Origin of the sequence: uncultured Ferrovibrio sp. (assembly GCF_937960835.1) — a bacterium.
GTDB lineage: Bacteria > Pseudomonadota > Alphaproteobacteria > Ferrovibrionales > Ferrovibrionaceae > Ferrovibrio.
This window is the reverse complement of the sequence record NZ_CALGPC010000006.1, coordinates 161,895-185,380: the sequence shown is the minus strand read 5'-3', so window position 1 is coordinate 185,380 and position 23,486 is coordinate 161,895. Positions and strand designations below refer to the sequence as shown.

Below are 23,486 nucleotides of genomic sequence, written 5' to 3'. Positions count from 1 at the left end.
GCGATGTTCGACATCTTCGCATCCGATGCCATCGCTTTTGATCGCTTCGCCGTGGCGCTGGACTGGTTCGGCATCGTCGTCTTTGCCACCACCGGCGCGCTGGTTGCCTCGCGCAAGCAGATGGACATCGTCGGCTTCGTGCTGCTGGGTACGGCGACCGGCATCGGTGGCGGCACCATCCGTGACATCCTGCTGGGCATCCTGCCGGTCTTCTGGGTCGTCAAGCCCGCCTATCTGATCACCTGCGTCTGCGTTTCCGCCGCGGCCTTCCTGCTGGCGCATATCCCGCAATCGCGCTACCGCCTGCTGCTGTGGTTCGATGCCATCGGCATGGCGCTGTTTGCCGTGGCAGGCGCCGAGCGCGCGCTGATGGCGGGCGCGGCCCCCGTTGTTGCCATGGCGATGGGCGTGGTGACGGCCACTTTCGGCGGCATCGTGCGCGACGTACTGGGCGGCGAGAGCCCGGTGATCCTGCGCCGGGAAATCTATGCCACCGCGGCACTGGCGGGGGCTGCATTGTTTGTTTCCATGTCCGCCTTCGGGGTTGCGCGCGAGATCGGCCTGGCCAGCGGATTTTTCCTGGCTGCTGCAATCCGCTTTGCCGCGTTGCGCTGGAACTGGTCGCTGCCGCGCTACCGCTCGCGTCCCGGCCGGCCGCCGGAGCAGGATGAAACCTGACCGCTCATCCCTTTCGTCCATGCTCTTCCCATGACCATTCCATCTAGCCCAATCATCCGCAACGCCACGCTCGACGACGCCGAAGCGATCCGCGCCATCTATAACGATGCGGTGGTCAACACGACCGCAGTCTTCGATTACGAGCCGCGCAGCGCGCAGGCGCAGATCGACTGGCTGCGCATGAAGGCCGAGCAAAAGCTGCCGGTGCTGGTGGCAGAGACAGACGGCGCCGTGCTCGGCTACTGCTCCTATGGCCCGTTCCGGCCCTGGCCGGCCTATCTCTACACGGTGGAGAATGCGATCTATGTGGCGCCAGAGGTGCGCGGCAAAGGCATCGGCAAGGCTTTGCTCGGGCCGCTGCTGCAACTGGCTAAAGACAACGGCCTGCATACGGTGATTGCCGGCATCACGGCCGAGAACGAGGCCAGCCTGCGGCTGCATCGCGCGTTTGGCTATGAGCCGGCCGGCACGATCCGCCAGGCCGGATGGAAATTCGAACGATGGCTCGATCTCGTCTTTCTGCAAAAGATGCTGTGACCATGACCGCGATTGAAATCCTTCCCGTCGAGGCGGCAGAACGCGAACTGGATGCGCTGGCCGAGGTGCTGTGGGATTGCGTCGATGGCGGCGCGGGCGTGAATTTCGTCAAACCCTTCAGCATGGAGGAGGCACGCGGCTTCTGGCACAGGGCGATGCCCCGGATCGCTGCGGGCGCCGATCTGCTGCTGGTGGCGCGGCTGGAGGGCCGCATCTGCGGCACGGTGATGCTGGGGCTGGATACGCCGCCCAACCAGCAGCATCGCACTGACGTGAAGAAGCTGCTGGTGCATCGCCGGGCCCGGCGGAAGGGCCTGGCGCGGGCGCTGATGCTGACGGCGGAAGAGGAAGCGCGCCGGCGCGGCCGGCATCTGCTGACGCTGGACACCCAGCAGGGCAGCCTGGCCGAGGGGCTGTACCGCAAGCTCGGCTATATCGCGGTGGGCGTCATCCCCGGCTATGCGCTGTCCACCGAGGGCGAGCCAGCTGGCTGCACCTTCTTCTACAAGGATTTGCGGCGCAGCGCCTAAGCGCCGCTGACATTCCCTCATCCATCGATCGCTTACGCAATGCCCCTCTCCCGCGGGCGGGAGAGGGTTCATATATGCATGCCGTCTCCTCACTCTCCCGCACGCGGGAGGGGAGGCCGCGAGGGTAAGGGTGGACACATTCGCCACCCGATACCGCCGCGCTAAATGGTTCAACAGACAACAGCAGCGGATGACAGACGATGAGCGGCGATTTCGCGATCTATCCCAGCCTGCGCGACAAGGTGGTGGTGGTTACCGGTGGCGGCAGCGGCATTGGCGCCTCGATCGTTGCGCATTTCTGCGCCCAGAAGGCCAAGGTGGCCTTTCTCGATATCGACAGGGCCTCCAGCGAAAGTCTGGTGGAGCGCATCAAGGCCGAAGGCCATCCGCCCCCTGTTTTCCTGCCCTGCGACCTGACCGATATCGAGGCGCTGCGCGACTGCATCGACGGGATCGGCGAAACGCTTGGCCGCGTGGAAGTGCTGGTCAACAACGCGGCCAATGATGACCGTCACGATATCGAGGATATCGAGCCCGAATATTTCGACAATCGCATGGCGATCAATCTGCGCCATCAGGTTTTTGCAGCCCAGGCCGTGATCCCCGACATGAAGCAGGCCGGCGGCGGCTCGATCATCAATATGGGCTCGATCAGCTGGGTGGTGGGCGAGCCGGAACTGCCGCTTTATACGGCGGCGAAAGCCGGCGTCGTCGGGCTGACGCGCAGCCTGGCGCGCAAGCTCGGGCCCTATGGCATAAGGGTGAATTGCGTGATGCCCGGCTGGATCATGACCGAGCGGCAGGAAAAGCTGTGGCTGACGCCCGCAGCCGAGGTTGAGCTGATGAAAAACCAGGCGATCAAACAGAAGCTCTATCCGCCCGACATCGCGCGGCTGGTGCTATGGCTGGCGGCAGCCGACAGCCGGCTCTGCACCGGGCAGAGCTTCACGGTGGATGGCGGCTGGACGTAACGCAGCTTTATACGCCAAGCTTTACACGCCGATGAGCCAGGCGATGATGAAGCCGATGATGACACCGCCGATGCCGAAGATCACCACATAGCGCATATGGCCGGTCTTCACGCCCGAGCGGGCCTTCTCGGCGGATAGCACCCGCTCACGGGTGTCGAATTCGGCACGGTTTTCCTGTCGGTCTGTCATACCGGACTAACCGCGGCGCAGCCTGCGGGTTCCATCGCTTTTCACGGGCGCGCGGGTAATTTATCGCGCTATGCTACGGATTATGCGGTGCCGGCGGGGAGGACGACGATGATCCGGTCGCGATTTGACAGCCTGTCGCTGCCCACCCAGCAATTGCTGAGCGGGGCGACCGCCGGCATCGGCGTGCTGCTGGTCGCTGTGGCTGCAGGCGTGATCGGCGGCACGGAGGCCGCGGCCGCGGCAGTCGTCGGCGCCATGTGCACCAGCATCGTGGATATTCCCGATCCGCCGGATTTCAAGCCACCCGGCTTCATCGCCGCCACCGTTTTCGGCGGACTGATCACGCTGGCCATCGATCTCAGCATCGATTATCCGGTGCTCACCGCCGTCATCGTCGGCGCCACCAGCTTTGTCGCCGCCATGGTGACCGCCTATGGCCGCACGACTTTGCCGCTGTGCATGGCGATGATCCTGGCCATGGTCTTCGCGCTCGGCACCCATAACCCCGGCGCCGTTGACTGGACGCTGGAGCCGCTGCAGCGCGCCGCCCTGGTGGCCGCGGGCGGCGCAGGCTACGCCGTCTACGGTATGATCGCCGCATATTTGCTGGAGGTGCGCTACAAGCGGCTGGCGCTGATCGACGCGATGCAGGCCTTCGCCGCCTATATCCGCTGCAAGGGCCAGCTTTACGATCCCGACAGTGAGCTCGACGCAACCTATCGCGTGCTGATCGAGCGCCAGGTGGCGCTGATGGAGAAGGTGCAGACGGCGCGCAATCTGGCACTGCGGCATTTGAGCGACGCGCGGCACCGGCGCATGGCGGCGGCTTTGTCGCTGCTGATCGATGCGTTTGAGAGCGTGCTTTCAAGCCAGGCGGATTTCTGGATGCTGCGGCGTCATTACGGCAAAAGCGCGGTGCTGCCGGCCATCCGGGATGGCGCCGGCGCGATTGCCGATCTGATGATGGAATTCGCTGACGAGATCCGCAGCGGCAAGCCGAGCCATTCGGCCGAGCTCTTAAAGGCGCGCTGGGCGGAGATTGCAGCATTGGCAGCAGATGCTGCGCCCGCCTCAGACGATGCGGCGGAAGCCGAACGTGCCCGGCTGGAGCTGAATGCCGTGATCGTTCGCTTAAGCAACAGCCTCGATCTGGTGCTGCGGCTGCAGCGCGCCATGCGTGACAAGGCGGAAGCCGAGGCCGTGCTGCGCCGCATCAATCCAGCCGCCTTCCTGCCGCATCGCCCCTATCGCTGGCGGGTGCTGCTGCGGCAGCTGCGCTGGCGCTCGCCGGTTCTGCGCTATGCGCTGCGGCTGACGGCGGCGATGCTCTGCGCCTTTGCCGTGGCTGAGCTGATGACGCATTTCTTCGCCCATGGAAGCTGGATCCTGCTGACCGTCGCGGTGATCATGCGAGCGAGCTACAGCACCACCAAACAGCGTCAGAAGGACCGACTGATCGGCAATCTGCTCGGCTGCGTAGTGGCGGCCGTGGCGCTGCATCTGCTGCACGATCTGGTGCTGCTGGCGCTGATCTTCATCTCCATCGGTATCGCCCATGCCTATGCCGCGGTGCGCTACCGCATCACCGCGGTCGCCGGCGCGGTGATGGCGCTGCTGATGCTGCATTTCCTCAACCCGATGCAGGAGAATGGGCTGATTGAGCGACTGCTGGATACCGGCATCGGCTCGCTGATCGCCTTCGTATTCAGCTTCATGCTGCCCTCCTGGGAGCGGCAGAGCCTGCAGGACCGTATCCGCGACATGCTGCGCGCCAACCGCCAATACGCGCATCAGACGTTGCGGCTGAATCAGCAGGAGCAGACCTATCGCCTGGCCCGCAAGGCTGCCTTCGATTCCATCGGCGAGTTCGCGGGCATGATCCGCCGCATTTCCGATGAGCCGGGCGCGCGGCAGCACGATCTCGATCTGCTGTTCCGCTTCATGGCGGCGAATTACCGGCTGACCGCCTTGCTGGCGGCGCTGCTGCTGATGCTGCGACGGCGACGCGCGGAACTGCCGCCGGTGGAAACCGACAAACGGCTTGCGGCAGCAAGCCTGCGGCTGCGCTGGCTGCTTGGCGGAGGCGACCGCGCCGAGCCGGTTTCGGAGGCTGAGCCGCTCAGTCCTTCGGCCGGGCCGGCTGCGGCCGCGCTGGAACGGCGGCTGCGCGAAGCAGAGGTGATCGCGCGGCAGATCCACGACATGGCGGCGCAGATCAGAACCAGCGACACCGCCGCCCAATTGCGCAAAGTCCGCGTCGCCAAGGCGTAAAACCGAAGCATAGAGAATGAGCATAAAAAAGGCGCCTGGATTGCTCCAGGCGCCCCGGCGTCGCTGCGCCTCCCTGATTCAGACTTGCGACGTTACCTAGCCACGATTCATACGGTTGTTGATCAAATCGTCAACCACGCTGGGGTCGGCAAGAGTCGTAGTATCACCCAGGTTGCTAAACTCGTTCTCCGCGATCTTGCGCAGAATACGGCGCATGATCTTGCCCGAACGGGTCTTGGGCAGGCCCGGAGCCCACTGGATCAGGTCGGGCGAGGCAATCGGCCCGATCAGCTGGCGCACATGGTTGACCAGCTCCTTGCGCAGCTCCTCGCTCGGCTCGATGCCGGCCTTGAGCGTCACATAGGCATAGATGCCCTGGCCCTTGATGTTGTGCGGATAGCCGACCACGGCGGCCTCGGCCACCTTCTGGTGCGCCACCAGCGCGCTTTCGACTTCCGCCGTGCCCATGCGGTGGCCGGAGACGTTGATCACGTCGTCGACGCGGCCGGTGATCCAGTAATAGCCGTCCTCGTCGCGGCGGCAGCCATCGCCGGTGAAGTACCTGCCCGGGAAGGTGCTGAAGTAGGTGTCGATGAAGCGCTGATGATCGCCATAGACCGTGCGCATCTGGCCCGGCCAGCTATCGGCGATGCACAGATTGCCTTCGGTGGCGCCGGTCAGCTCCTTACCGTCGCCATCGACGATGATCGGCTTCACGCCGAAGAAGGGCAGCGTCGCCGAGCCGGGCTTCTGCGCAATCGCGCCGGGCAGCGGCGTGATCAGGATGCCGCCGGTTTCGGTCTGCCACCAGGTATCGACGATCGGGCAGCGGCCATCGCCGACCACGCGGTGATACCACAGCCAGGCTTCCGGATTGATCGGCTCGCCCACCGAGCCGAGCAGGCGCAGGGAGGCGCGGCTGGTCTTCTTCACCGGCTCCTCGCCCTCGCGCATCAGGGCGCGGATGGCGGTCGGCGCGGTGTAGAAGATGTTGACCTTGTGCTTGTCGATCACCTGCCAGAAGCGCGAGGCATCCGGATAGTTCGGCACACCTTCGAACATCAGCGTGGTGGCGCCGTTGGCCAGCGGACCGTAGACGATGTAGCTGTGGCCAGTGACCCAGCCGACATCGGCCGTGCACCAGTAGATGTCGCCGTCGTGATAGTCGAAGACGTATTGGTGCGTCATCGAGGCGAAGACGAGATAGCCGCCCGAGGTGTGCAGCACGCCCTTCGGCTTGCCGGTGGAGCCGGAGGTATAGAGGATGAAGAGCGGATCTTCCGCATTCATCGGCTCGGGCTCGCAGGTGGCCGGCACCTTCGCCGCTTCTTCATGCAGCCAGATATCGCGGCCAGCTTCCCAGTTGACGCTGCCGCCGGTGTGCTTGACCACCAGCACCTTCTTCACGCCCGGGCAGGATTTCAGCGCCGCATCGGTATTGGCCTTCAGCGGCACGGTGCGGCCGCCGCGCAGGCCCTCGTCAGCAGTGATCACGAACTGGCTGTCGCAGTCCTGGATGCGGTTGGCGAGGCTGTCGGGCGAGAAGCCGCCGAAGACCACCGAATGGATCGCGCCGATGCGGGCGCAGGCCAGCATCGCGTAGGCCGCCGCTGGAATCATCGGCAGATAGATGGTGACGCGGTCGCCCTTCTTGACGCCATGGGCCTTCATCACATTGGCCAGGCGGCAGACCTCGTCATGCAGCTTCTGATAGGTGATGTGCTCCGACTTCGACGGGTCGTCACCTTCCCAGATGATCGCGGTCTGGTTGGCCCGCTTGGGCAGATGACGGTCGATGCAATTGGCGGAGACATTCAAGGTGCCGTCATAGAACCAGCGGATGTGCAGATCCTTCTTGTCGTAGGAGACGTCCTTGATCTTGGTATAAGGCTTGATCCAGTCGATCCGCTTGCCATGCTCGGCCCAGAAGCCTTCCGGATCCTGGACGGACTGCTCATACATCGCCTTGTATTTGGCGGCGTCGACCCAGGCGCGCTTTGCCCACTCGCTCGAGACCGGAAATACTTCGTTATCCGCCATAACGCTCTCTCCCTCTTCCCTTTCTTGCCGACAGCGCCGCGGGCGCTGCCAATGGCTTTCCTGCGCGGCCAGGACGTACCGGCCGCTGCGTTAATCAAGGGGATGATGCCCCGGAAGGGCGGCCGCGAACAAGCATTGCCCAGGCGGCTTTCGACTAAAGCATAGGGCGGCTAAAGCCTTAAACCGGAAAGGCAAAATGGTCTGACGGCGGATCGCGTGCGAGGATCACGCATCGTTGGCGGCATCGCCGGGCGATGCTGCCGGAATCGCGGCAATGGCAGCCGCAAGGCCCGCCATCAGCGCGGGGTATTCAGCGGCCAAGCCGGCGATCATTTCATCCTGCGCCTGGCGCCACAGCGCCACGCCGGCCCGGTAGGCCATGCGGCCCTCACGGGTGGCGCGCACCGCCTTGGCACGGCCGCCCTGGCCGAATCCGCGGCCGTTCCCGCAATCGGACGCCTTTTCGATGCTGACATAGCCGGCCTGCACCATCGGCTTGAGATTGCGGGCCATGGTGGTGCGGTCGAGATCCAGCGCCTGAGCCAGTTCGCTGATGGTGGCCGGGCGACCATTCTGCTTCTCGAAGGCGGCCGCCATCCCGATCAGGCTGTGCTGCGGCAGGCCGAGCCCGATCTTTTTCAGATGGCGGGTGTAAAGCGCGCTGGCCCGGCGGGCGGCGGAACGCAGCAGGAAACAGATGCAATCCTCCTTCCCGTCGGGGGCCGGACGGGGGAAGACGGACCGCGGGGATTGCGTTGAGGTCATAAAGTGTATATACACGTTATGAGCCAGTCCGGCAAGCCATCCTCCCGGCACGGCTTAAGCCTCCCCAGTTTTCCAAACGGACGATTGAGTCAAAAAACACTGAAGCAGGAGAACACCGATGTCCGCGCTGCCCCAAGAAGCCGGCTCCTATCCCGCCGACGGACGCCCGCCTGAAAACGGTCAGTACGGCGTACTGCCGGTGGAGCGGCTGCGCGAGATGGCGGGCATCGACCTGTTCAAAGGCATCATGAAGGGCGAGCTGCCCGGCGCGCCGATTGCCAAAGTGATGAATATGTGGATCCACGAAGCCGAGCCGGGCCGCGTGGTCTTCGGCGGCCGGCCGGAGCGGCTGCATTACAATCCGATCGGCAGCGTGCATGGCGGCTTTGCCGGCACGATGCTGGACAGCGCGATGTCCTGCGCGGTGCAGTCGATGCTGCCCAAGGGCATGGGTTACACCACGCTGGAATACAAGATCAGCCTGGTGCGCGCGATCACCGATCAGATCGGCGCAGTCTATGCCGAAGGCCGGACGATCCAGGTCGGCAATCGTGTCGGCACGGCGGAGGGTCGCATCGTGGATGCGAACGGCAAGATCTACGCCACCGGCACGACCACCTGCCTGATCTTTCCGATCTGAAATTTCCGGAAGAGCTCTGAAACCTTCCGGACTGAGGGCCATCCGAAAGACATCAGCGCCAGAACGGCCGCCGCAATTCGGCTCCGATGTCGGCGCGGGTCAGGCCGATATCCTTCAGCTGCGCATCGCTCAATATGGCGAGATCGGCGCGCTGGCGCGCCATGCGCTGCCACTGGATCAGCGTGAAGAACGCCGCCGCGCCGCCGGAAGCCATCGCTCGCAACACATTATCGATGGCGCGGCCGACGCGCTCCGCCGGGCCCGGCAGATAGAATTGCGCCGACGGATAGGGCTCCAGCATCGGTTCCATCCAGGTCATGGCACCCTCGCGATCGTCTCTTTATCGGGTATTGTGCCTCTGCGCATTGGCATGGCGGGCATGGTATCGCACCGGCGCAAGCCAGGGCGGCGCATCGCTACGGTGGCGGTCGAAGGGTGCTGTCGTGTGCAAGGCTGTCTGTGGCATTTGTAACTCTTGGCTAGACGGCGTTTCTGGTTATGCGGCTCAGCCATAGCCAAGAGCTGTGATGTGCGAATTACCGGCCGTCATAGCCTCGGATGAAATCTCAATAAGGTCACAAGGACGCGCATCTAATGTGGCGTTTGAACAGGCCTTGGGCATGATCAAGCCGCGGGCATTATTGATTCAGCCGGTCGTCCGTGACCGTATGGCCTTCGACTTCCAGAAATTGGTGCCGTTCCATTCGGCCGCGGCCGAAATGTTGCGGATGGACGGCTGCCTCCAGGCTGCTAGAGTCGGCGCATGAGCCAGGCTTTCAAACTGAACAGCGCGATGCTGAGCACCGAGCCGCAATTCGCAGCCATTGCGGCACTGGTGGGCGATCCGGCGCGTGCCAATATCCTGCGCGTCCTGATGGATGGCCGCGCGCGCACCGCCAAGGAACTGGCCTTTGCCGCCGGCGTAACGCCGCAGACGACCAGCGGCCACCTCGCCAAGCTGGTGGATGGACAATTGCTGCAGGTGGCAAGCCAGGGGCGGCATCGCTATTACCGCCTGGCCAGCGCGCTGGTGGCCAATGCGCTGGAAAGCCTGATGGCACTGAGCGGCGAGCGGGTGATGCCGCCGCATCGCCGTAGCCCTGGTCTGACCCATGCGCTGCGGCAGGCGCGCACCTGCTATGACCATCTGGCCGGGCGGCTGGGCGTGCGCATCTTCGATCAGTTGCTGGCGCAGGATTGTCTGCGGCCCAGCGATATAACCGACGGCACGGAGTTCACGGTGACACCGGCCGGGCGCAGCCTGTTTGCGGATATGGGCATCGATGTCGATCAGGTTGCGCGCCAGCGGCGCGGCTTCGCCCGGCCCTGCCTGGACTGGAGCGAACGGGTGCCGCATCTGGCCGGCGGACTGGGCGCGGCGATTGCCCATCGCTGCTTCGAGCTGGGCTGGATCGAGCGCCAGGGCAGCAGCCGCGCCGTGACCGTGACCCCACCGGGCCGAGAGGGCCTGGCGCGGCTGTTCGGCACCGACATGACGCCGTGGTTGACGGGCGAGCGGCAGCGCTGAACCTTGTCCATCATCCGATTCCAACCGGATATTGAAAGCCCGCAGCCCCTTCGCTATCTTGCCGCTCATCGGCGCTTGGCGCGCGGGTGTAGCTCAATGGTAGAGCAGAAGCTTCCCAAGCTTACGACGGGGGTTCGATTCCCCTCACCCGCTCCATTATGTTGCCTGTCCATTCCGGCACATCGGTGACAGATTGCACCCCAAACAAGGGGGTACTCAAAAGGGCGCAAGCCCATGCAAAATCCTCTACCTCAGGGCGACGCAGCCTCAATCGTAGTGCGTAAAGAAGACGAGCTAAATGCCTCATTGCCCCTTTGGTGTCGAGGCGTTAAATGGTCAACACGGTCGAAATGTTGATCTTCTTCCGGTACAAGTAGACACGAACGTAGGCAGCAACTTCACAAAGGTGCGTGAAAAGCAAGTTTGGGCAACTATCAAAAGGGCCAATAATGGGTTGTGCAGATATTACGTGCTCAGCTCCTTATATTGGAGCCGTAATATAGCCGCCTCATATGGTTCTCGATGAAGACTTGCACACTTATCGAACTCCTTAACTGAAGCGCGTTAAATTCAACCCGACAATATCCCGCCGCACCAAATCAATAGCTGGTCGCTTTGAAGTTACAATCCCGCTGCGCTCGCTTTCCCCATAGAAACTTTATTCTGCATCCATTGACGTGAGCCCGAAGTTTCACCGAGTTCTGAGTAGAGTCCTATGGCCATTTGAGCCCATTGGGCGTGTTGAGCAATCAGGTAACCCATCAATTGCTTAGGCGCCTCACCTGGTTGCTTGATGCAGGCGTTGAGCCGGCCATATTCCGCCAGCGTCCGGTTGCCGAGCGAGCCGTGCGGGCGGATCGTGTTATAATCATGCCGCTAGGCGGCGAGCTTCGCCCTCGCATGGCCGAGCGAGGTGAACAGGTTCATTCAGGAGTTAATCGCGCAGGCGACCGTTGAAACTCTCATTGAAAGCATTCTGCTGTGGCTTTCCGAGCGCAATGCAATGCCAAGCAAGCTGACGCTCCTAGTATCAGCGCAGGATCGCCATACCGGTCAGTTCGGTTCCGTTGTCTGAGGCACAGACCTGCGGCCGGCCGCGTCAGGTGATCAGCGCATCCAGTTCACGGGCACCCCGGCTTCCCAACAGCGAGATATCTGCCACCAGGCACAGGTGTTCGCGCATGCAATCATCCACCACCGCCAGGATCCGGAACGACAACCGTCGGTCAGGCTGTCGCTGACAAAATCCAGCGACCAGCGCTGATTGGGCCCTGGTGTAGGGTGAGCGGGGCACGCGTCCCAAGGACGTGTTTGTGGCCTCTGCGGTGCCGCACCTGCAACCGTTCCTTGAGATAAAGCAGGCGCAGCTTCTTGTGGCTCAGCAGCACGCCTTCCCGCCGAAGCAAGACTTGAAGCCGCCGATAACCGAACCGACGGCAGTCCACCGCCAGCTCCCGCAACCGGGCCCGGATCCCGGCATCATCAGAACGCTGCGCCCAATCACAACCGCGACTTTATAGTCGCGGCTGAAACCTAAATTCGCTGGATGACAATCACCTTACGCTCTAAGCAGCCATTTGCTAGGTCCAGTTTCCTGGGCCTAATAGTACAGTCCAGTAATGCCCCTCTCATGGCATACTAATAATTGCATCTTCACAGATAAAGCATGTTATTAGGGGAATTAGGCATGGAGCGCACTGGCATCTTCGCTCATTCCGTACCAGACCAATCAGAGGCACAATGGGAACCGCTTGGCGATCATTTGAAAAATGTCGGCAAGCGTGCGGAAGAATTTGCTTCGTATTTTGGCGCCGCACAGTTCGCACGCGCAATGGGATTGCTCCACGACATTGGAAAGTGTTCCTCCGCTTATCAGCGCTACATTCGCCAGCCCAATGACAGATTAGCAAGGGGCCCGGATCACAGCACTGCTGGAGCCAAGGAAGCCTGCGCAACTTATGGCAACATATTTGGTCGCCTGTTGGCGTTTGGAATTGCGGGACACCATTCTGGTTTAATGGATGGCATAGGACTGAATCAGCGTCTAGCCAAAACAGTGGAGAACTATTCAGGGTGGGAAATGGAAGCTGGTCCACTGCCACAACTGGACGCCCTACTTAATGAGCAGCGATTGTTCAAGGGAAATAGTATTGATCCGACCTTCTCCGCGGCTTTCTTTGTACGTATGCTATTTTCCTGCCTGGTTGATGCCGATTTTCTTGAAACTGAGCGATTTTACGCTCATTCACGCGGTGAATCTCCACCGACGCGTGGTGGCGTTCTAACACATGGTCATCTCAACACCATCCGTGCATTCCTCGCCAGGAATCGACGCCATGACACACCAGTCAATCACTTACGTTCGACAATTCTTGATCATGTCAACGGCAAGATAGCCTTACAACCAGGCCTGTTTACTCTGACCGTGCCAACTGGCGGAGGCAAAACACTAACATCATTGAGCTTTGCTGCCGAGCATGCCCTAGCGCACAAGCTTCGTCGGATTATTTATGTAATTCCTTTCACATCAATAATTGAACAGACTGCGGCAATATTTCGTGATGATGTAGGGCTTGGAGATGCAGTGCTCGAACATCACTCCAGCTTCGACTCTGAAAAATATGAGCCCACGGGCGGAAATGATGCCGAAGGGGAAGGAGCTGCTGGTCTCGCTAAGCTACGACGCGATACAGAAAATTGGGATGCGCCGATTATCGTCACTACAGCAGTTCAGTTTTTTGAGAGCCTTTTTGCAGCACGCAGCAGCAAAGCGCGTAAGCTCCACAATCTTGCCAGCAGCGTAATCGTGATCGATGAGGTACAATCGATCCCGATCCACTTATTACGCCCTTGTATGGCGGTCATTGAAGAACTGGCGCTTAACTATCGTGCTAGTGCAGTGCTGTGCACCGCAACACAACCCGCTCTGCGCATAGAAGACGGGGCGTTACCATTAAAACCAAACGGCGTACGGGAAGGGTTACTAATCTCCGATGAGCGCGAACTTGCGCCTAATCCGACGGAGCTTTATGCCAAACTCAAGCGCGTTAAGATTGAATGGTTGCGCGAACCTGTATGCGACCATACTGTCGCGGCACGCTTTGCTGAGCAGCGGCAGATGCTCTGCATCGTCAACAGTCGCGCCCATGCGCACGAACTATATACGCTGCTGCGCGAAAAAGGCTTGGAAGGCGTAGCGCATCTTACCACATTGATGTGCGCCCGTCATAGACGGGATGTGTTGGCGCAACTACGTGTAGATCTAGAATATGGACGTCCAGTACGACTTGTCGCCACTAGTCTGATTGAGGCCGGCGTCGACATTTCTTTTCCCGAAGTGTGGCGCGCCGTAAGCGGGCTTTCAAATATTGCACAGGCTGCAGGCCGCTGCAATCGAAGCGGCGAATTGGGACCACTGGGCGAGGTGCTGGGTCGCACCGTAGTATTCGAGCCAGCTGACCGCAAGGTCCCTGACGCGATCAAGCCGTTCTATCAAGCTGCACGCAAAGTGCTTGACAGTGTCCGAGACCCTCTGAGCTTGGAAGGGGTGCGGGATTACTACCGCTGGCTCTACTGGGCGCAGGGCTATTCCGCGCTCGACCGTGCGCACCTAGCTCCGGACGAAACACTCGAAATCATGCGTGAGATTAGGGAGACAACAAAAGAAGCCACATTTCCTTTTGCAACGATAGCTCGGGCCTTCCGTCTGATCGATGAGACTATGGACCCCATTATTGTGCCTTGGGATGATGACGCGCGCAGAGCCATTATCAATCTACGAAATGCTGAATTCCCACCGTTGGAGGTGCAGCGGCGCTTGCAGCAATATGTTGTGCCCGTGCCTGGAAAGTTGCGCACTGACTGGCTGACGAAAGGTGTGATTGAAGTTATTCGTCCCGAAGATTATGGCGATCGCTTCGTTGTGCTGACCGAAGAACGGCCAGGCGAACTTCCTCCTTTGTACGACCGCATCGCTGGCTTACGAATTCACGACGATCCGGTAAGCCGTTCATCGGAGAGTAACATTTTCCTCTAGTCGAAAATAGTTAACCGATAACCTAGAGGATATCTGAAAATAAAAAACACATGCCATATTGACTTCAACGATAGGTTGTGTAATAAACCCCCAACTTAGGGGCAATAGATGTCTATAAGACTGCACGTTTGGGGGGAGCGTGCTTGCTTCACCCGACCGGAAATGAAGATGGAGCGTGTCAGTTATGACGCGATGACGCCATCGGCGGCGCGCGGCATCCTTGAGGCGATTCATTGGAAACCGGCGATCCGGTGGCATGTGGATCGTATTCACGTATTGCGGCCGATCCATTTCCAGTCACTGCGGCGCAATGAGGTAGGCGCCAAGGCGAGTGAGGCCAATGCGCGCATCGCCATGAAACGCGGTACAACCAAAGGGTTGGGGATCATCGTTGACGAAAACCGCCAGCCGCGCGCAGCACTAGTGCTGGTTAACGTTGCCTACGTGATCGAGGCGCACTTCACCCTGACAGACAAGGCCGGGCCGGAGGACACGCCCGCTAAGCACATCTCCATGTTCAACCGCCGGGCGCAGCAGGGTCAGTGCTTCCATCGTCCCTGCTTTGGCACGCGCGAGTTTGCTGCCGAGTTTGAACTGCTTGCCCCTGACGACCCACTGCCAGCCTATGACCCTCCCCTGACTGAGCGCAATCGCGACCTAGGCTGGATGCTGCACGATATCGACTTTGCTCATGGCAATAAAGCACGCTTCTTCCGCGCGCAAATGGTGAACGGTGTAATTGAGGTCCCCCCTTCGATGCCGAAGAGGTAGTGCGGTGAGTGTGCTGCACGCCTTGGAACGGCAATATCACCGACTGGCTGAGCGCGGCGAGGTCTTTCCACCTGGATGGAGCCGGGAAAAGTTCGGCTTTTGCGTCGTCCTCCGCCAAGACGGGCAACCGGTAGAAGTTGAAGATCTAAGGCACCTTCTTGGCAAAAAACCGATAAATCGGGAGTTCACCGTTCCGGCTTCCTTCAAGCGTTCCGGGACTAGGCCTCCACCTTTCTTCTTGTGGGACAAAACTTCCTATTCTCTAGGCATTGGCGCCGAGGGCAAAGGCTGGAAGGAAACGCTTTTCCAATATGGTCTCTTCAAGGATCACCACTTGGCCAGGTTATCCGGGCAAGAAGATCCTGGTCTTCTTGCTCTCGTTAAATTTCTACAAGCTTGGGAGCCGTCCGCCTTTGGGAAGAGCTGCCTCAAAGACATCGTTCCCGATGCCAATGTCATGTTCCGGCTATATGGTGACAGGGAATATTTGCACGAACGTGTGGCAGCACGAAGGTTGATTGAAGCAGCGTGCATCGACAAGGCAGATCAAGATGAACAGGTCGGCTGGTGCCTGATTACCGGAGAAAAAGCTCCAATTGCAAGATTGCATCCTAATATCAGAGGAGTCGAGGGAGCTAATTCTACGGGCGCTTCCCTTGTAGCCTTTGAACAGCAATGCTCCCGCTCTTATGGTAATGATCAAGGAGCCAATGCGCCAACCTCAAAAGGCGCGGCTTTCCGCTATGGCGCGACACTTAATCATCTGCTCACGCGCGGCGGGCCGAACCGGTTGCTGCGCCCTATTGGGGATGCCACTGTTGTATTTTGGGCTGAAGCTAACAATGGCCAAGCCGCTGATGCACTGTTCGCCAACTGGCTCGGAGAAGATTCTGCCGATAAGGACGCAAGCGAAACACGCAAGCTGCGCGATCAGATACAGGCCGTTGCCAAAGGCAAACGGGTTTCTGAAGTTCTGCCCGAGATCAATCCTGATACACGCTTTCATGTTCTAGGCCTATCACCCAATGCGGCGCGGCTTTCGGTACGCTTCTGGCTGAGCGACACCATAGACGTTTTTGCATACCGACTTGCTCGGCATCACGAAGATATGCGTATCGAGCCACCGCCGTTGAACTGGGGCATAGCCCCCTCTGTCAATCGGCTCCTTGCCAACACCACGGCTGCACAGCGCGAATTCAACAACATTCCACCACTGCTCGCAGGCGAGGTGATGCGCGCAGTGCTAGCTGGGGCCCGTTACCCTCTAAGTCTGCTATCTGCCTCGTTGATCCGACTACGCGCGGGCGATAACCCGGCGACGGGGTGGCATGCCGCGGTCATTCGTGCCGTGCTCGTACGACTTGGCCGTCGTCATTCCGGAATTCCCGAGGAAGGAGAGACTCCGATGAGCCTAAAAATGGACCACAATAATGTGGGCTATCAGCTTGGTCGACTATTTGCCGTCTACGAACTGGCACAGCGTCAAGCGCTGCCTGGCCTGAATGCAACAATTCGCGACAAATACTTCGGTGCAGCCTCTTCCACTCCTGCCAGTATTTTCCCACTGATCGTGCGTGGTGGACAAAACCATCTTGCAAAGCTGCGCAAGGAGAAACCTGGCATGGCTATGCTGATCGAACGCGAACTGGAAGAAATTCATTCCCGTATTGAGCCTGCAGAGCCTCGCTCTCTGCCGCGTTCGTTGCGCCTGCAAGATCAAGGTGAATTCGCCATCGGTTATTACCATCAGCGTGCCACAAAACTGTCCAACGACAAGGACGAGAATCGAGATTTAGGTGAACCGCAGGATCAACTAGATGAAGGGGGTGAGCAATGAGCAATCCGGTCATCAACCGCTACGAGTTCGTCCTCTATTTTGATGTGACGAATGGCAATCCCAACGGCGATCCTGACGCGGGCAACATGCCACGGCTCGATCCTGAGACGAATCAGGGGCTTGTGTCGGACGTCGCATTGAAGCGCAAGGTGCGAAACTATGTTGCCTTAGTGAGTGATGGCCAGCCAGGCCGGGAAATCTACATGTCTGAAGGCGCCACTCTGAACAACCAGCACGAAAAGGGCTGGAACGCAGTGTTTCCTGATGCCAAGCCAACAGACAAGCGCAAGGATGGTCGCGCCAAGAATGAAGCCAAAGCTCGGGAGATTACGCGTTGGATGTGCGCCAATTTCTGGGATATTAGGGCCTTCGGTGCAGTGATGTCGACTGGCATCAATGCTGGTCAGGTGCGTGGTCCGGTGCAGTTCACCTTCGCTCGTTCGGTCGAGCCGATCCTGCCGCTGGAAGTGTCGATCACCCGCATGGCTGCGACGACTGAGAAGGACACCGAGGACAAGGGGGGACGCACCATGGGACGTAAGCATATCGTGCCTTATGGTCTCTATCGCGCCCACGGTTTCGTCTCCGCTCCGCTGGCTAGTCATTCGGTCAAGGGGACAGGTTTTTCCGAGGATGATCTCGAACTGCTCTGGTTGGCTCTCAGCAACATGTTCGATCATGATCGCTCGGCAGCGCGCGGCGAGATGGCGACGCGCAAGCTGATCCTATTCCGCCACGACAGTGCACTGGGCAACGCCCCAGCGCAGACGCTGTTCGATCGGGTAAAAACGTGGCGAGTCCGTGAAGGCTCGACCCGGCCCGTAGGTAGCCCTGGCACCGACAACTGGCCCCCAGCACGCCACTGGTCGGACTATGCCATTACTATTGACCGGGATGGATTGCCTGTCGGGGTCGAGGTAATCGAACGGATCTGAGTGATGTTGCCTCCCCCGGACCAAGATGCCGAAGAGGCTCTGGTGCCGGTGTCCGCGCTGCAGCATTATTTGTTCTGCTCGCGCCAGTGCGCGCTGATTCATATCGAGCGGATCTGGATGGAGGATGGCGCCACCGTCGAAGGGCAACTGCTACACGCTCGGGTGGACAGTGGCCGGTCTGATCGTCGGGCTGGCATCCGGATAGTGCGTGGGCTGACGCTACGTTCCTTTAAGCTTGGCCTGTCGGGTAAGGCCGATGCGGTAGAGTTCCACGGGACGACGCCTTATCCGGTCGAGTACAAACGAGGACGACCCAAAACGCACCGCGCAGATGAAGTCCAGCTTTGCGCTCAGGCACTGTGTCTCGAGGAAATGTTTAGAGTGCCTGTACCTGAAGGCGCATTGTTCTATGGCCAGACACACAAACGGCATGTCATTGCTTTTGATTCGGAATTGCGCGCACTGACGGCACAAATCGCCACAAAAGCGCGCGCTATGATTAGCTCGGGTCGGACACCGCCCCCACAAGCAACACCCGCCTGCCGTCACTGCTCACTCGTTCAAGCATGCTGTCCGCAGAAGCTCGAAAAACCGCCGTCGGTTGGTCGCTGGCTGCAACGCCAGCTTACAACCCTGCCGGACTATTGAGCACCAGCCGCAGGAGACCTTCCACAATGCGCCGTCATCTCAACACGGTCTACATTACCAACGAGGATGGTTGGCTGCGTAAGGACGGCGCCAATATCGTGATTGAAATCGATGGGGCAGAGCGCGGCCGCGTGCCAATGCACCTGATTGATGGTGTAGTCAGCTTCGCGCGTCCAGGTGCCTCGCCGACATTGATGGCGGCTTGCGCTGAGAAGGGGATCACGCTGTCATTTCTGACACCTCAAGGCAAGTTTCTCGCACGAGTGGAAGGTCCACGCACTGGCAATGTCCTGCTGCGCCGTACACAGTACCGTGTTGCCGACGATCCGATACAGGCTGCCCCGATCGTGCGTAGTATCGTCACAGCCAAGGCAGCGAACCAGCGGACCGTGCTGCGCCGCGCACTCCGAGATCACGGGGAAACTATGGCGCCCGACATACGAGCTGCGCTTGAACGAGCAGAATTACGCCTTTGGCACGTCGCCCGCTTAGCAGCCGATGCCAAGGATGTGGCCACACTACGAGGGTACGAGGGCGAGGCAGCACAACTCTATTTTGCGACTTTCGATGCCATGGTACAGGGGGATCGCGAAGCGTTTTCGTTTCGGGGACGCTCCCGCAGACCGCCGCTTGATCGGATTAACTGCCTACTATCGTTTCTCTATGCGATGCTCGGCCATGATTGCCGATCCGCGTTAGAAGGCGTAGGGCTCGATCCTCAGGTAGGGTTTCTTCATACTGACCGCCCAGGTCGCTCCAGCCTTGCGCTCGACCTAATGGAAGAACTGCGGCCGGTACTGGCAGACCGCCTTGTTCTGACTCTCGTTAACCGGAGACAGGTGAAGACGCGCGATTTCCGCATTGATGAAGGAGGGGCGGTATCGCTGACCGATGACGGGCGCAAGGCTGTTCTAGTAGCTTGGCAAGAACGTAAGAAACGCGAAATACGCCATCCGTTTCTGGGTGAGGCAATGCCGATGGGACTGGTTCCGCATATCCAGGCGCTACTACTGTCGCGCCACCTGCGCGGCGATCTCGACGGATATCCTCCCTTCCTATGGAAATAAGCAATGCTAATGCTGGTAACCTATGATGTGAACACGCAGGATTCTGCTGGCCGGCGGCGCCTTCGTCGGGTTGCAAAGCTCTGTCGCGACTTGGGGCAACGAGTGCAGAACTCTGTTTTTGAGTGCCAAGTCGATCCCGCACAGTGGGTAACCCTGCGCGCACGTCTAATCGACGAGATTGACTTCGAAAAGGATTCACTGCGCTTTTACCGCCTCGGTGCAGACGGAAAGCGCCGAGTGGAGCATGTCGGTGCCCGTCCAACGATAGATTTGGATGGACCATTATTATTCTGAAAGGTAATTCCTAGACCGGCATCCCGTTAGATCGAAGCATAGCCAGCGTTCCTGAGATAGTTTGCGCATTCCTGTGGCGGGAAGCGGTCCAGCAGGCTTCCGATCCGTTGCCATGTTGCCTCGACACTGCGTTCAGCTGCCTTTCGGAGCAGGCTTTTGAGCTTGGAGAAGACCTGCTCGATAGGGTTGAGGTCGGGGCTGTAGGGCGGCAGGAAGAGGAGCTTTGCGCCGGCAGCCCGGATGGCTTTGCGGACCGCAGCACTCTTGTGGCTGCCGAGATTGTCGAGGACGACGATGTCGCCTGGCTTGAGCGTCGGCACCAGGCATTGCTCCACATAGGCCCGGAAGCGCTCGCCGTTGATCGGCCCGTCGAAGACATAGGGGACGTCGATGCGGTCTGAGCGCAGGGCGGCCAGGAAGGTCATGGTCCGCCAGTGGCCATGCGGCACCCGGCCGATCAGGCGCTGGCCCTTGGCGCAGCGGCCATGGCTGCGGGTCATGCTGGTCTTGGCCCAGGTCTCGTCGATGAAGACCAGGCGGGCCGGATCGATCTTGTTCTGATGCCGCTTCCAGCGCTCCCGGCGCCGGGCCACATCAGGCCGCTCTTGCTCGCTGGCGCGCAGGCTTTTTTTTGAAGCGGATACCCTCAGCCTTGAGAAACCGCCAAACTGACCCGTAGCTGCCCCGCTTGCCCGCCGCACGCAACTCGTCCACCAAATCCTGCAGGGTGATGTCAGATTTCTCGGCAATCCGGCCCAGCACCCAATCCCGCTCTGCCAGCAGCAGCAGCGGTCGCGTGTTGCCCATCCGCTTGGCCGCCGGACTCCCGGTGGCGCGGTAGCGCTGCGACCACTTCACCACGCTCGCCACGCTCACCCCGAAGGTTGCCGCCACCTTGCGGCAGGTCTCCCCAGCGGCAACCCGGGCCACTACTCGTTCACGCAAATCCAGCGAATACGGTCGAACCATCCCTGCTGACCTCCTACCAGCAGGAATGGTGAATCTGATTCGTCGAAAACCCGAAACCCGAAATCCGCCCCGACTCACAAAGGACTCACCACCGTCTCAAACATGTCCCGAGGCACGATTCAGAGACATCGAACTACGCTCTAGCCAGACCGGACCAAGGATTACCTGATCTGTTGGATGGATGTTGTCTTTAAGAGCTTGAGCCACAAGGGTTTCAGGTCCTGGTCGCGGTGGTTGAAGCGATAGCAAATTTCGGCCAGGTAAAGATGGAAGTATTGCCTGGGCACACCGCGATATGGATAGAGCCAGTTCTTGGCGTAAGACCAGAAGCCCTCAATGCCATTGATGTGGTTGCGGTCAACCGACCTTCCTTTCTCCTTGCGGATCGTCACATGCTCCCCGCGCAGCTTCAGTGTGGCATAGGTCTGCCATTCGTCGGTATAGTAAACCCCTTCCCAGGTATGCGCCTCGATCTCGCGCATCACCGATAGCTGGTTATGCGCTGGGACTGGCACCGCCTTGATCTTGCCGTTGCGCTTGACTAGGCCGCACATGATCACCTTGCCAGCAGCCGATAAAAAGCGCTCCCGGGCTGCAGAACTGGCCGCGCCGCGAAAGCGCTGCCAGTAAGACGGCACGCCGAGCACAAACAGGTCCAGTACGCCGGTGCTTCGTGGCATCCGCAAGACGCACTGAAGACCATACCGAAGTCCAGTTGAAACGTCGGCCGCAGTTTCGGCGTTCCAGACGACCGTCTCCCAGCCGATAGGACCGCGCTTCCCGCAATACAGACAACGTTTCATTGCCAAATCCTCTCGGATTTGGCCCGTCTGGTTAGGGATTACCTTCTGAAACGGTGATTGGTTCACGTGCGAAGTGCAAGCGTTAGTTTTGTGGCCGAGAGACTCGCGACAAATCAAATGCTTTATAAGTGAATAGTTTAGCTCCTTGGAGAACTGCTCCATACCGTCCTAAGCGCTGCCATTGCAAACGTTCGCATAACGGCAGCTATTTACCTAATTATTCCATTGCCTTAACAACTAGTGGGTCGCCTCCCGCGCGGAGGCGTGGATTGAAACCTGGGCCAACAAGCGGCGCTATTTCGGATACTGCAGTCGCCTCCCGCGCGGAGGCGTGGATTGAAACACTGGAAAGGAAGCCGCATGAATGCCGTCGCCCAGTCGCCTCCCGCGCGGAGGCGTGGATTGAAACTCGCTAGGCCAGTGGGGCTGCAGCGTGGCCTGGGGTCGCCTCCCGCGCGGAGGCGTGGATTGAAACAAGTCTACCGTGATCACGAATCCCCTGCGCGCTCCTGTCGCCTCCCGCGCGGAGGCGTGGATTGAAACAAGTCGTCCCGAAGCCCGAGCCGGAGAAGCCGCGCGTCGCCTCCCGCGCGGAGGCGTGGATTGAAACGTCTAAGGAGCCGCCGACATGGATATGACCGCTGGTCGCCTCCCGCGCGGAGGCGTGGATTGAAACTATCCTTTCGGTCGCATCATGCAAATCATCAGGAGTCGCCTCCCGCGCGGAGGCGTGGATTGAAACCCGCGTCCTCTATACGACGGGCTGGACGCCTAATGTCGCCTCCCGCGCGGAGGCGTGGATTGAAACTGGACGGGATACGGGCCGATCACTTGGAACGGCGGTCGCCTCCCGCGCGGAGGCGTGGATTGAAACCGGCAAAACCACGCTTGCGGACCAAATTGCACGCGTCGCCTCCCGCGCGGAGGCGTGGATTGAAACTTCGAGTGCCATTGCCATAAGCAACAGAATTATCGTCGCCTCCCGCGCGGAGGCGTGGATTGAAACGCCAATGCCGCGTTGAATGCGAGCAATGCGCCGGGTCGCCTCCCGCGCGGAGGCGTGGATTGAAACGCGGATTGCAGCCAACACCGCTGGATTGCGCATCGTCGCCTCCCGCGCGGAGGCGTGGATTGAAACTGCCAGTGGTTCGGCAGGCGGGCAGATGGTCGCTTGTCGCCTCCCGCGCGGAGGCGTGGATTGAAACTCGACTTCCAGCACGCCGGACGGCCAGGCTCCGCGTCGCCTCCCGCGCGGAGGCGTGGATTGAAACGAGGTCCGCCCATGACCGCCGCAGATCGCCAACTGTCGCCTCCCGCGCGGAGGCGTGGATTGAAACAACAATGTAGTAGGTCATGGTTATGTGCCTCCGTGTCGCCTCCCGCGCGGAGGCGTGGATTGAAACGGTGATCAGGCCGTCATTATGGTCGTTGGTGGCGGTCGCCTCCCGCGCGGAGGCGTGGATTGAAACTTATCGAGCCACATACGCGGGTTCGCCAGCAGTGGTCGCCTCCCGCGCGGAGGCGTGGATTGAAACTGCTTATGCGGCAAGCCTTTTAACCAGCCCGTCGTCGCCTCCCGCGCGGAGGCGTGGATTGAAACGACGGCACGTTCGACCTGCTGTTCACCAGCCGGGTCGCCTCCCGCGCGGAGGCGTGGATTGAAACCGCGCAAGCCGTCTCGCCATGACCTCTCAGGAGCGTCGCCTCCCGCGCGGAGGCGTGGATTGAAACTGCGTGGTGCGCCGTATAACAGCGCCGAATATCGTCGCCTCCCGCGCGGAGGCGTGGATTGAAACCTCGGCAGGCTGGCGACCGTGTTCAAGCGTTGAAGTCGCCTCCCGCGCGGAGGCGTGGATTGAAACAACGTCGCCATTGCCGACACCGAACAGACGCCCCGTCGCCTCCCGCGCGGAGGCGTGGATTGAAACTGGCGTCCAGGCAGAGGTCGCGGACAGAGAAATAGTCGCCTCCCGCGCG

Annotated in this window: 20 protein-coding genes, 1 tRNA gene, 1 pseudogene and 1 CRISPR repeat array (1 of these 23 only partly in view); of the genes and pseudogenes, 15 read left to right on the top strand and 7 right to left on the bottom strand. The window is 60.2% G+C overall.

Annotation, left to right across the window (positions count from 1 at the left end):
- Positions 1–3 precede the first annotated feature (3 nt).
- The 4 genes from Q0603_RS05225 to Q0603_RS05210 all read left to right on the top strand — a co-directional run bounded on the left by Q0603_RS05225 (position 4) and on the right by Q0603_RS05210 (position 2,716).
- Positions 4–678 carry a trimeric intracellular cation channel family protein gene (locus Q0603_RS05225; protein ID WP_298723071.1) on the top strand — a complete coding sequence of 225 codons (675 nt, stop codon included), beginning with the start codon at positions 4–6 and terminating at the stop codon, positions 676–678.
- Positions 679–708: 30 nt separating this feature from the next.
- Positions 709–1,215 (top strand): GNAT family N-acetyltransferase, encoded by a 507-nt coding sequence (locus Q0603_RS05220; protein ID WP_298723068.1) that lies wholly within the window; start codon positions 709–711, stop codon positions 1,213–1,215.
- Positions 1,216–1,217: 2 nt separating this feature from the next.
- Positions 1,218–1,745, top strand: coding sequence for a GNAT family N-acetyltransferase (locus Q0603_RS05215; protein ID WP_298723066.1), 528 nt, complete (start codon positions 1,218–1,220; stop codon positions 1,743–1,745).
- A gap of 200 nt (positions 1,746–1,945) precedes the next feature.
- Complete coding sequence (locus Q0603_RS05210) at positions 1,946–2,716, top strand: SDR family oxidoreductase (protein ID WP_298723064.1); 771 nt, start codon at positions 1,946–1,948, stop codon at positions 2,714–2,716.
- Positions 2,717–2,737: 21 nt separating this feature from the next.
- Here the strand turns inward: Q0603_RS05210 and Q0603_RS05205 are convergent, their stop codons facing one another.
- Positions 2,738–2,905 carry a hypothetical protein gene (locus tag Q0603_RS05205; RefSeq protein ID WP_298723062.1) on the bottom strand — a complete coding sequence of 56 codons (168 nt, stop codon included), beginning with the start codon at positions 2,903–2,905 and terminating at the stop codon, positions 2,738–2,740.
- A gap of 108 nt (positions 2,906–3,013) precedes the next feature.
- Here Q0603_RS05205 and Q0603_RS05200 point away from each other — a divergent pair, with 108 nt between their 5' ends.
- Positions 3,014–5,176, top strand: coding sequence for an FUSC family membrane protein (locus Q0603_RS05200; RefSeq protein ID WP_298723060.1), 2,163 nt, complete (start codon positions 3,014–3,016; stop codon positions 5,174–5,176).
- A 96-nt stretch (positions 5,177–5,272) separates the two neighbouring features.
- On the opposite strand, the gene acs is transcribed toward Q0603_RS05200, so the two are convergent.
- Both acs and Q0603_RS05190 read right to left on the bottom strand, forming a co-directional pair.
- Positions 5,273–7,216 (bottom strand): acetate--CoA ligase, encoded by a 1,944-nt coding sequence (gene acs, locus Q0603_RS05195; RefSeq protein WP_298723058.1) that lies wholly within the window; start codon positions 7,214–7,216, stop codon positions 5,273–5,275.
- A 225-nt stretch (positions 7,217–7,441) separates the two neighbouring features.
- Positions 7,442–7,981: a MarR family winged helix-turn-helix transcriptional regulator gene (locus tag Q0603_RS05190; RefSeq protein WP_298723056.1), complete on the bottom strand. Its 540-nt coding sequence runs from the start codon at positions 7,979–7,981 to the stop codon at positions 7,442–7,444.
- Between the two features lie 118 nt (positions 7,982–8,099).
- Between Q0603_RS05190 and Q0603_RS05185 the strand changes: the two genes are divergently transcribed.
- Positions 8,100–8,621 carry a PaaI family thioesterase gene (locus Q0603_RS05185; protein ID WP_298723054.1) on the top strand — a complete coding sequence of 174 codons (522 nt, stop codon included), beginning with the start codon at positions 8,100–8,102 and terminating at the stop codon, positions 8,619–8,621.
- A 52-nt stretch (positions 8,622–8,673) separates the two neighbouring features.
- On the opposite strand, the gene Q0603_RS05180 is transcribed toward Q0603_RS05185, so the two are convergent.
- On the bottom strand, positions 8,674–8,940 hold the full coding sequence (locus Q0603_RS05180; protein ID WP_298723052.1) for a DUF1127 domain-containing protein: 267 nt from the start codon (positions 8,938–8,940) through the stop codon (positions 8,674–8,676).
- Positions 8,941–9,384: 444 nt separating this feature from the next.
- Here Q0603_RS05180 and Q0603_RS05175 point away from each other — a divergent pair, with 444 nt between their 5' ends.
- Together Q0603_RS05175 and Q0603_RS05170 are read left to right on the top strand one after the other, a co-directional pair.
- The gene (locus Q0603_RS05175; protein ID WP_298723049.1) at positions 9,385–10,149 is read left to right on the top strand and encodes a helix-turn-helix transcriptional regulator; all 765 of its coding nucleotides are present in this window, start codon (positions 9,385–9,387) and stop codon (positions 10,147–10,149) included.
- A gap of 82 nt (positions 10,150–10,231) precedes the next feature.
- Positions 10,232–10,305, top strand: a tRNA-Gly gene (locus Q0603_RS05170).
- Between the two features lie 723 nt (positions 10,306–11,028).
- On the opposite strand, the pseudogene Q0603_RS05165 reads toward Q0603_RS05170, so the two are convergent.
- A pseudogene (locus Q0603_RS05165) lies at positions 11,029–11,639 on the bottom strand (integrase core domain-containing protein); the annotation flags it as partial.
- Between the two features lie 197 nt (positions 11,640–11,836).
- On the opposite strand from Q0603_RS05165, the gene Q0603_RS05160 reads away from it, so the two are divergent.
- The 7 genes from Q0603_RS05160 to cas2 all read left to right on the top strand — a co-directional run bounded on the left by Q0603_RS05160 (position 11,837) and on the right by cas2 (position 19,737).
- Entirely contained in the window at positions 11,837–14,185 is a 2,349-nt protein-coding gene (locus tag Q0603_RS05160) for a CRISPR-associated endonuclease Cas3'' (RefSeq protein ID WP_298723046.1), read from the top strand.
- Positions 14,186–14,293: 108 nt separating this feature from the next.
- Positions 14,294–14,956, top strand: a complete 663-nt coding sequence (cas5c, locus tag Q0603_RS05155) for a type I-C CRISPR-associated protein Cas5c (protein ID WP_298723044.1) — start codon at positions 14,294–14,296, stop codon at positions 14,954–14,956.
- Positions 14,957–14,960: 4 nt separating this feature from the next.
- Positions 14,961–16,793 carry a type I-C CRISPR-associated protein Cas8c/Csd1 gene (gene cas8c / locus Q0603_RS05150; protein WP_298723041.1) on the top strand — a complete coding sequence of 611 codons (1,833 nt, stop codon included), beginning with the start codon at positions 14,961–14,963 and terminating at the stop codon, positions 16,791–16,793.
- Positions 16,790–17,728 carry a type I-C CRISPR-associated protein Cas7/Csd2 gene (gene cas7c / locus Q0603_RS05145; RefSeq protein WP_298723038.1) on the top strand — a complete coding sequence of 313 codons (939 nt, stop codon included), beginning with the start codon at positions 16,790–16,792 and terminating at the stop codon, positions 17,726–17,728. Before cas8c ends, cas7c begins: the two co-directional genes overlap by 4 nt.
- 3 nt (positions 17,729–17,731) lie before the next feature.
- Positions 17,732–18,376, top strand: a complete 645-nt coding sequence (cas4, locus tag Q0603_RS05140) for a CRISPR-associated protein Cas4 (protein WP_298723035.1) — start codon at positions 17,732–17,734, stop codon at positions 18,374–18,376.
- Positions 18,377–18,402: 26 nt separating this feature from the next.
- Complete coding sequence (cas1c, locus tag Q0603_RS05135; protein ID WP_298723033.1) at positions 18,403–19,443, top strand: type I-C CRISPR-associated endonuclease Cas1c; 1,041 nt, start codon at positions 18,403–18,405, stop codon at positions 19,441–19,443.
- 3 nt (positions 19,444–19,446) lie between these two features.
- Positions 19,447–19,737, top strand: coding sequence for a CRISPR-associated endonuclease Cas2 (gene cas2 / locus Q0603_RS05130; protein ID WP_298723031.1), 291 nt, complete (start codon positions 19,447–19,449; stop codon positions 19,735–19,737).
- 26 nt (positions 19,738–19,763) lie between these two features.
- On the opposite strand, the gene Q0603_RS05125 is transcribed toward cas2, so the two are convergent.
- Both Q0603_RS05125 and Q0603_RS05120 read right to left on the bottom strand, forming a co-directional pair.
- Positions 19,764–20,706 (bottom strand): IS630 family transposase gene (locus Q0603_RS05125; protein WP_298723028.1). Its coding sequence is split into 2 segments (ribosomal slippage): positions 19,764–20,369 and positions 20,371–20,706, totalling 942 coding nucleotides; the frame shifts between segments, so codons are not numbered across the junction.
- 161 nt (positions 20,707–20,867) lie between these two features.
- On the bottom strand, positions 20,868–21,509 hold the full coding sequence (locus Q0603_RS05120) for an IS1595 family transposase (protein WP_298723025.1): 642 nt from the start codon (positions 21,507–21,509) through the stop codon (positions 20,868–20,870).
- A gap of 244 nt (positions 21,510–21,753) precedes the next feature.
- Positions 21,754–23,486: a CRISPR direct-repeat array (repeat unit 32 nt; unit sequence GTCGCCTCCCGCGCGGAGGCGTGGATTGAAAC); it runs 3,659 nt beyond the window's last position.

What these genes read in the sequence shown, in the direction of transcription:
- Q0603_RS05225 (WP_298723071.1), top strand. Translation starts at nt 4, where the DNA reads ATGTTCGACATCTTCGCATCCGATGCCATCGCTTTTGATCGCTTCGCC.
- Q0603_RS05220 (WP_298723068.1), top strand. Translation starts at nt 709, where the DNA reads ATGACCATTCCATCTAGCCCAATCATCCGCAACGCCACGCTCGACGAC.
- Q0603_RS05215 (WP_298723066.1), top strand. Translation starts at nt 1,218, where the DNA reads ATGACCGCGATTGAAATCCTTCCCGTCGAGGCGGCAGAACGCGAACTG.
- Q0603_RS05210 (WP_298723064.1), top strand. Translation starts at nt 1,946, where the DNA reads ATGAGCGGCGATTTCGCGATCTATCCCAGCCTGCGCGACAAGGTGGTG.
- Q0603_RS05205 (WP_298723062.1), bottom strand. Translation starts at nt 2,905, where the DNA reads ATGACAGACCGACAGGAAAACCGTGCCGAATTCGACACCCGTGAGCGG.
- Q0603_RS05200 (WP_298723060.1), top strand. Translation starts at nt 3,014, where the DNA reads ATGATCCGGTCGCGATTTGACAGCCTGTCGCTGCCCACCCAGCAATTG.
- acs (WP_298723058.1), bottom strand. Translation starts at nt 7,216, where the DNA reads ATGGCGGATAACGAAGTATTTCCGGTCTCGAGCGAGTGGGCAAAGCGC.
- Q0603_RS05190 (WP_298723056.1), bottom strand. Translation starts at nt 7,981, where the DNA reads ATGACCTCAACGCAATCCCCGCGGTCCGTCTTCCCCCGTCCGGCCCCC.
- Q0603_RS05185 (WP_298723054.1), top strand. Translation starts at nt 8,100, where the DNA reads ATGTCCGCGCTGCCCCAAGAAGCCGGCTCCTATCCCGCCGACGGACGC.
- Q0603_RS05180 (WP_298723052.1), bottom strand. Translation starts at nt 8,940, where the DNA reads ATGACCTGGATGGAACCGATGCTGGAGCCCTATCCGTCGGCGCAATTC.
- Q0603_RS05175 (WP_298723049.1), top strand. Translation starts at nt 9,385, where the DNA reads ATGAGCCAGGCTTTCAAACTGAACAGCGCGATGCTGAGCACCGAGCCG.
- Q0603_RS05160 (WP_298723046.1), top strand. Translation starts at nt 11,837, where the DNA reads ATGGAGCGCACTGGCATCTTCGCTCATTCCGTACCAGACCAATCAGAG.
- cas5c (WP_298723044.1), top strand. Translation starts at nt 14,294, where the DNA reads ATGTCTATAAGACTGCACGTTTGGGGGGAGCGTGCTTGCTTCACCCGA.
- cas7c (WP_298723038.1), top strand. Translation starts at nt 16,790, where the DNA reads ATGAGCAATCCGGTCATCAACCGCTACGAGTTCGTCCTCTATTTTGAT.
- cas4 (WP_298723035.1), top strand. Translation starts at nt 17,732, where the DNA reads ATGTTGCCTCCCCCGGACCAAGATGCCGAAGAGGCTCTGGTGCCGGTG.
- cas1c (WP_298723033.1), top strand. Translation starts at nt 18,403, where the DNA reads ATGCGCCGTCATCTCAACACGGTCTACATTACCAACGAGGATGGTTGG.
- cas2 (WP_298723031.1), top strand. Translation starts at nt 19,447, where the DNA reads ATGCTAATGCTGGTAACCTATGATGTGAACACGCAGGATTCTGCTGGC.
- Q0603_RS05120 (WP_298723025.1), bottom strand. Translation starts at nt 21,509, where the DNA reads ATGAAACGTTGTCTGTATTGCGGGAAGCGCGGTCCTATCGGCTGGGAG.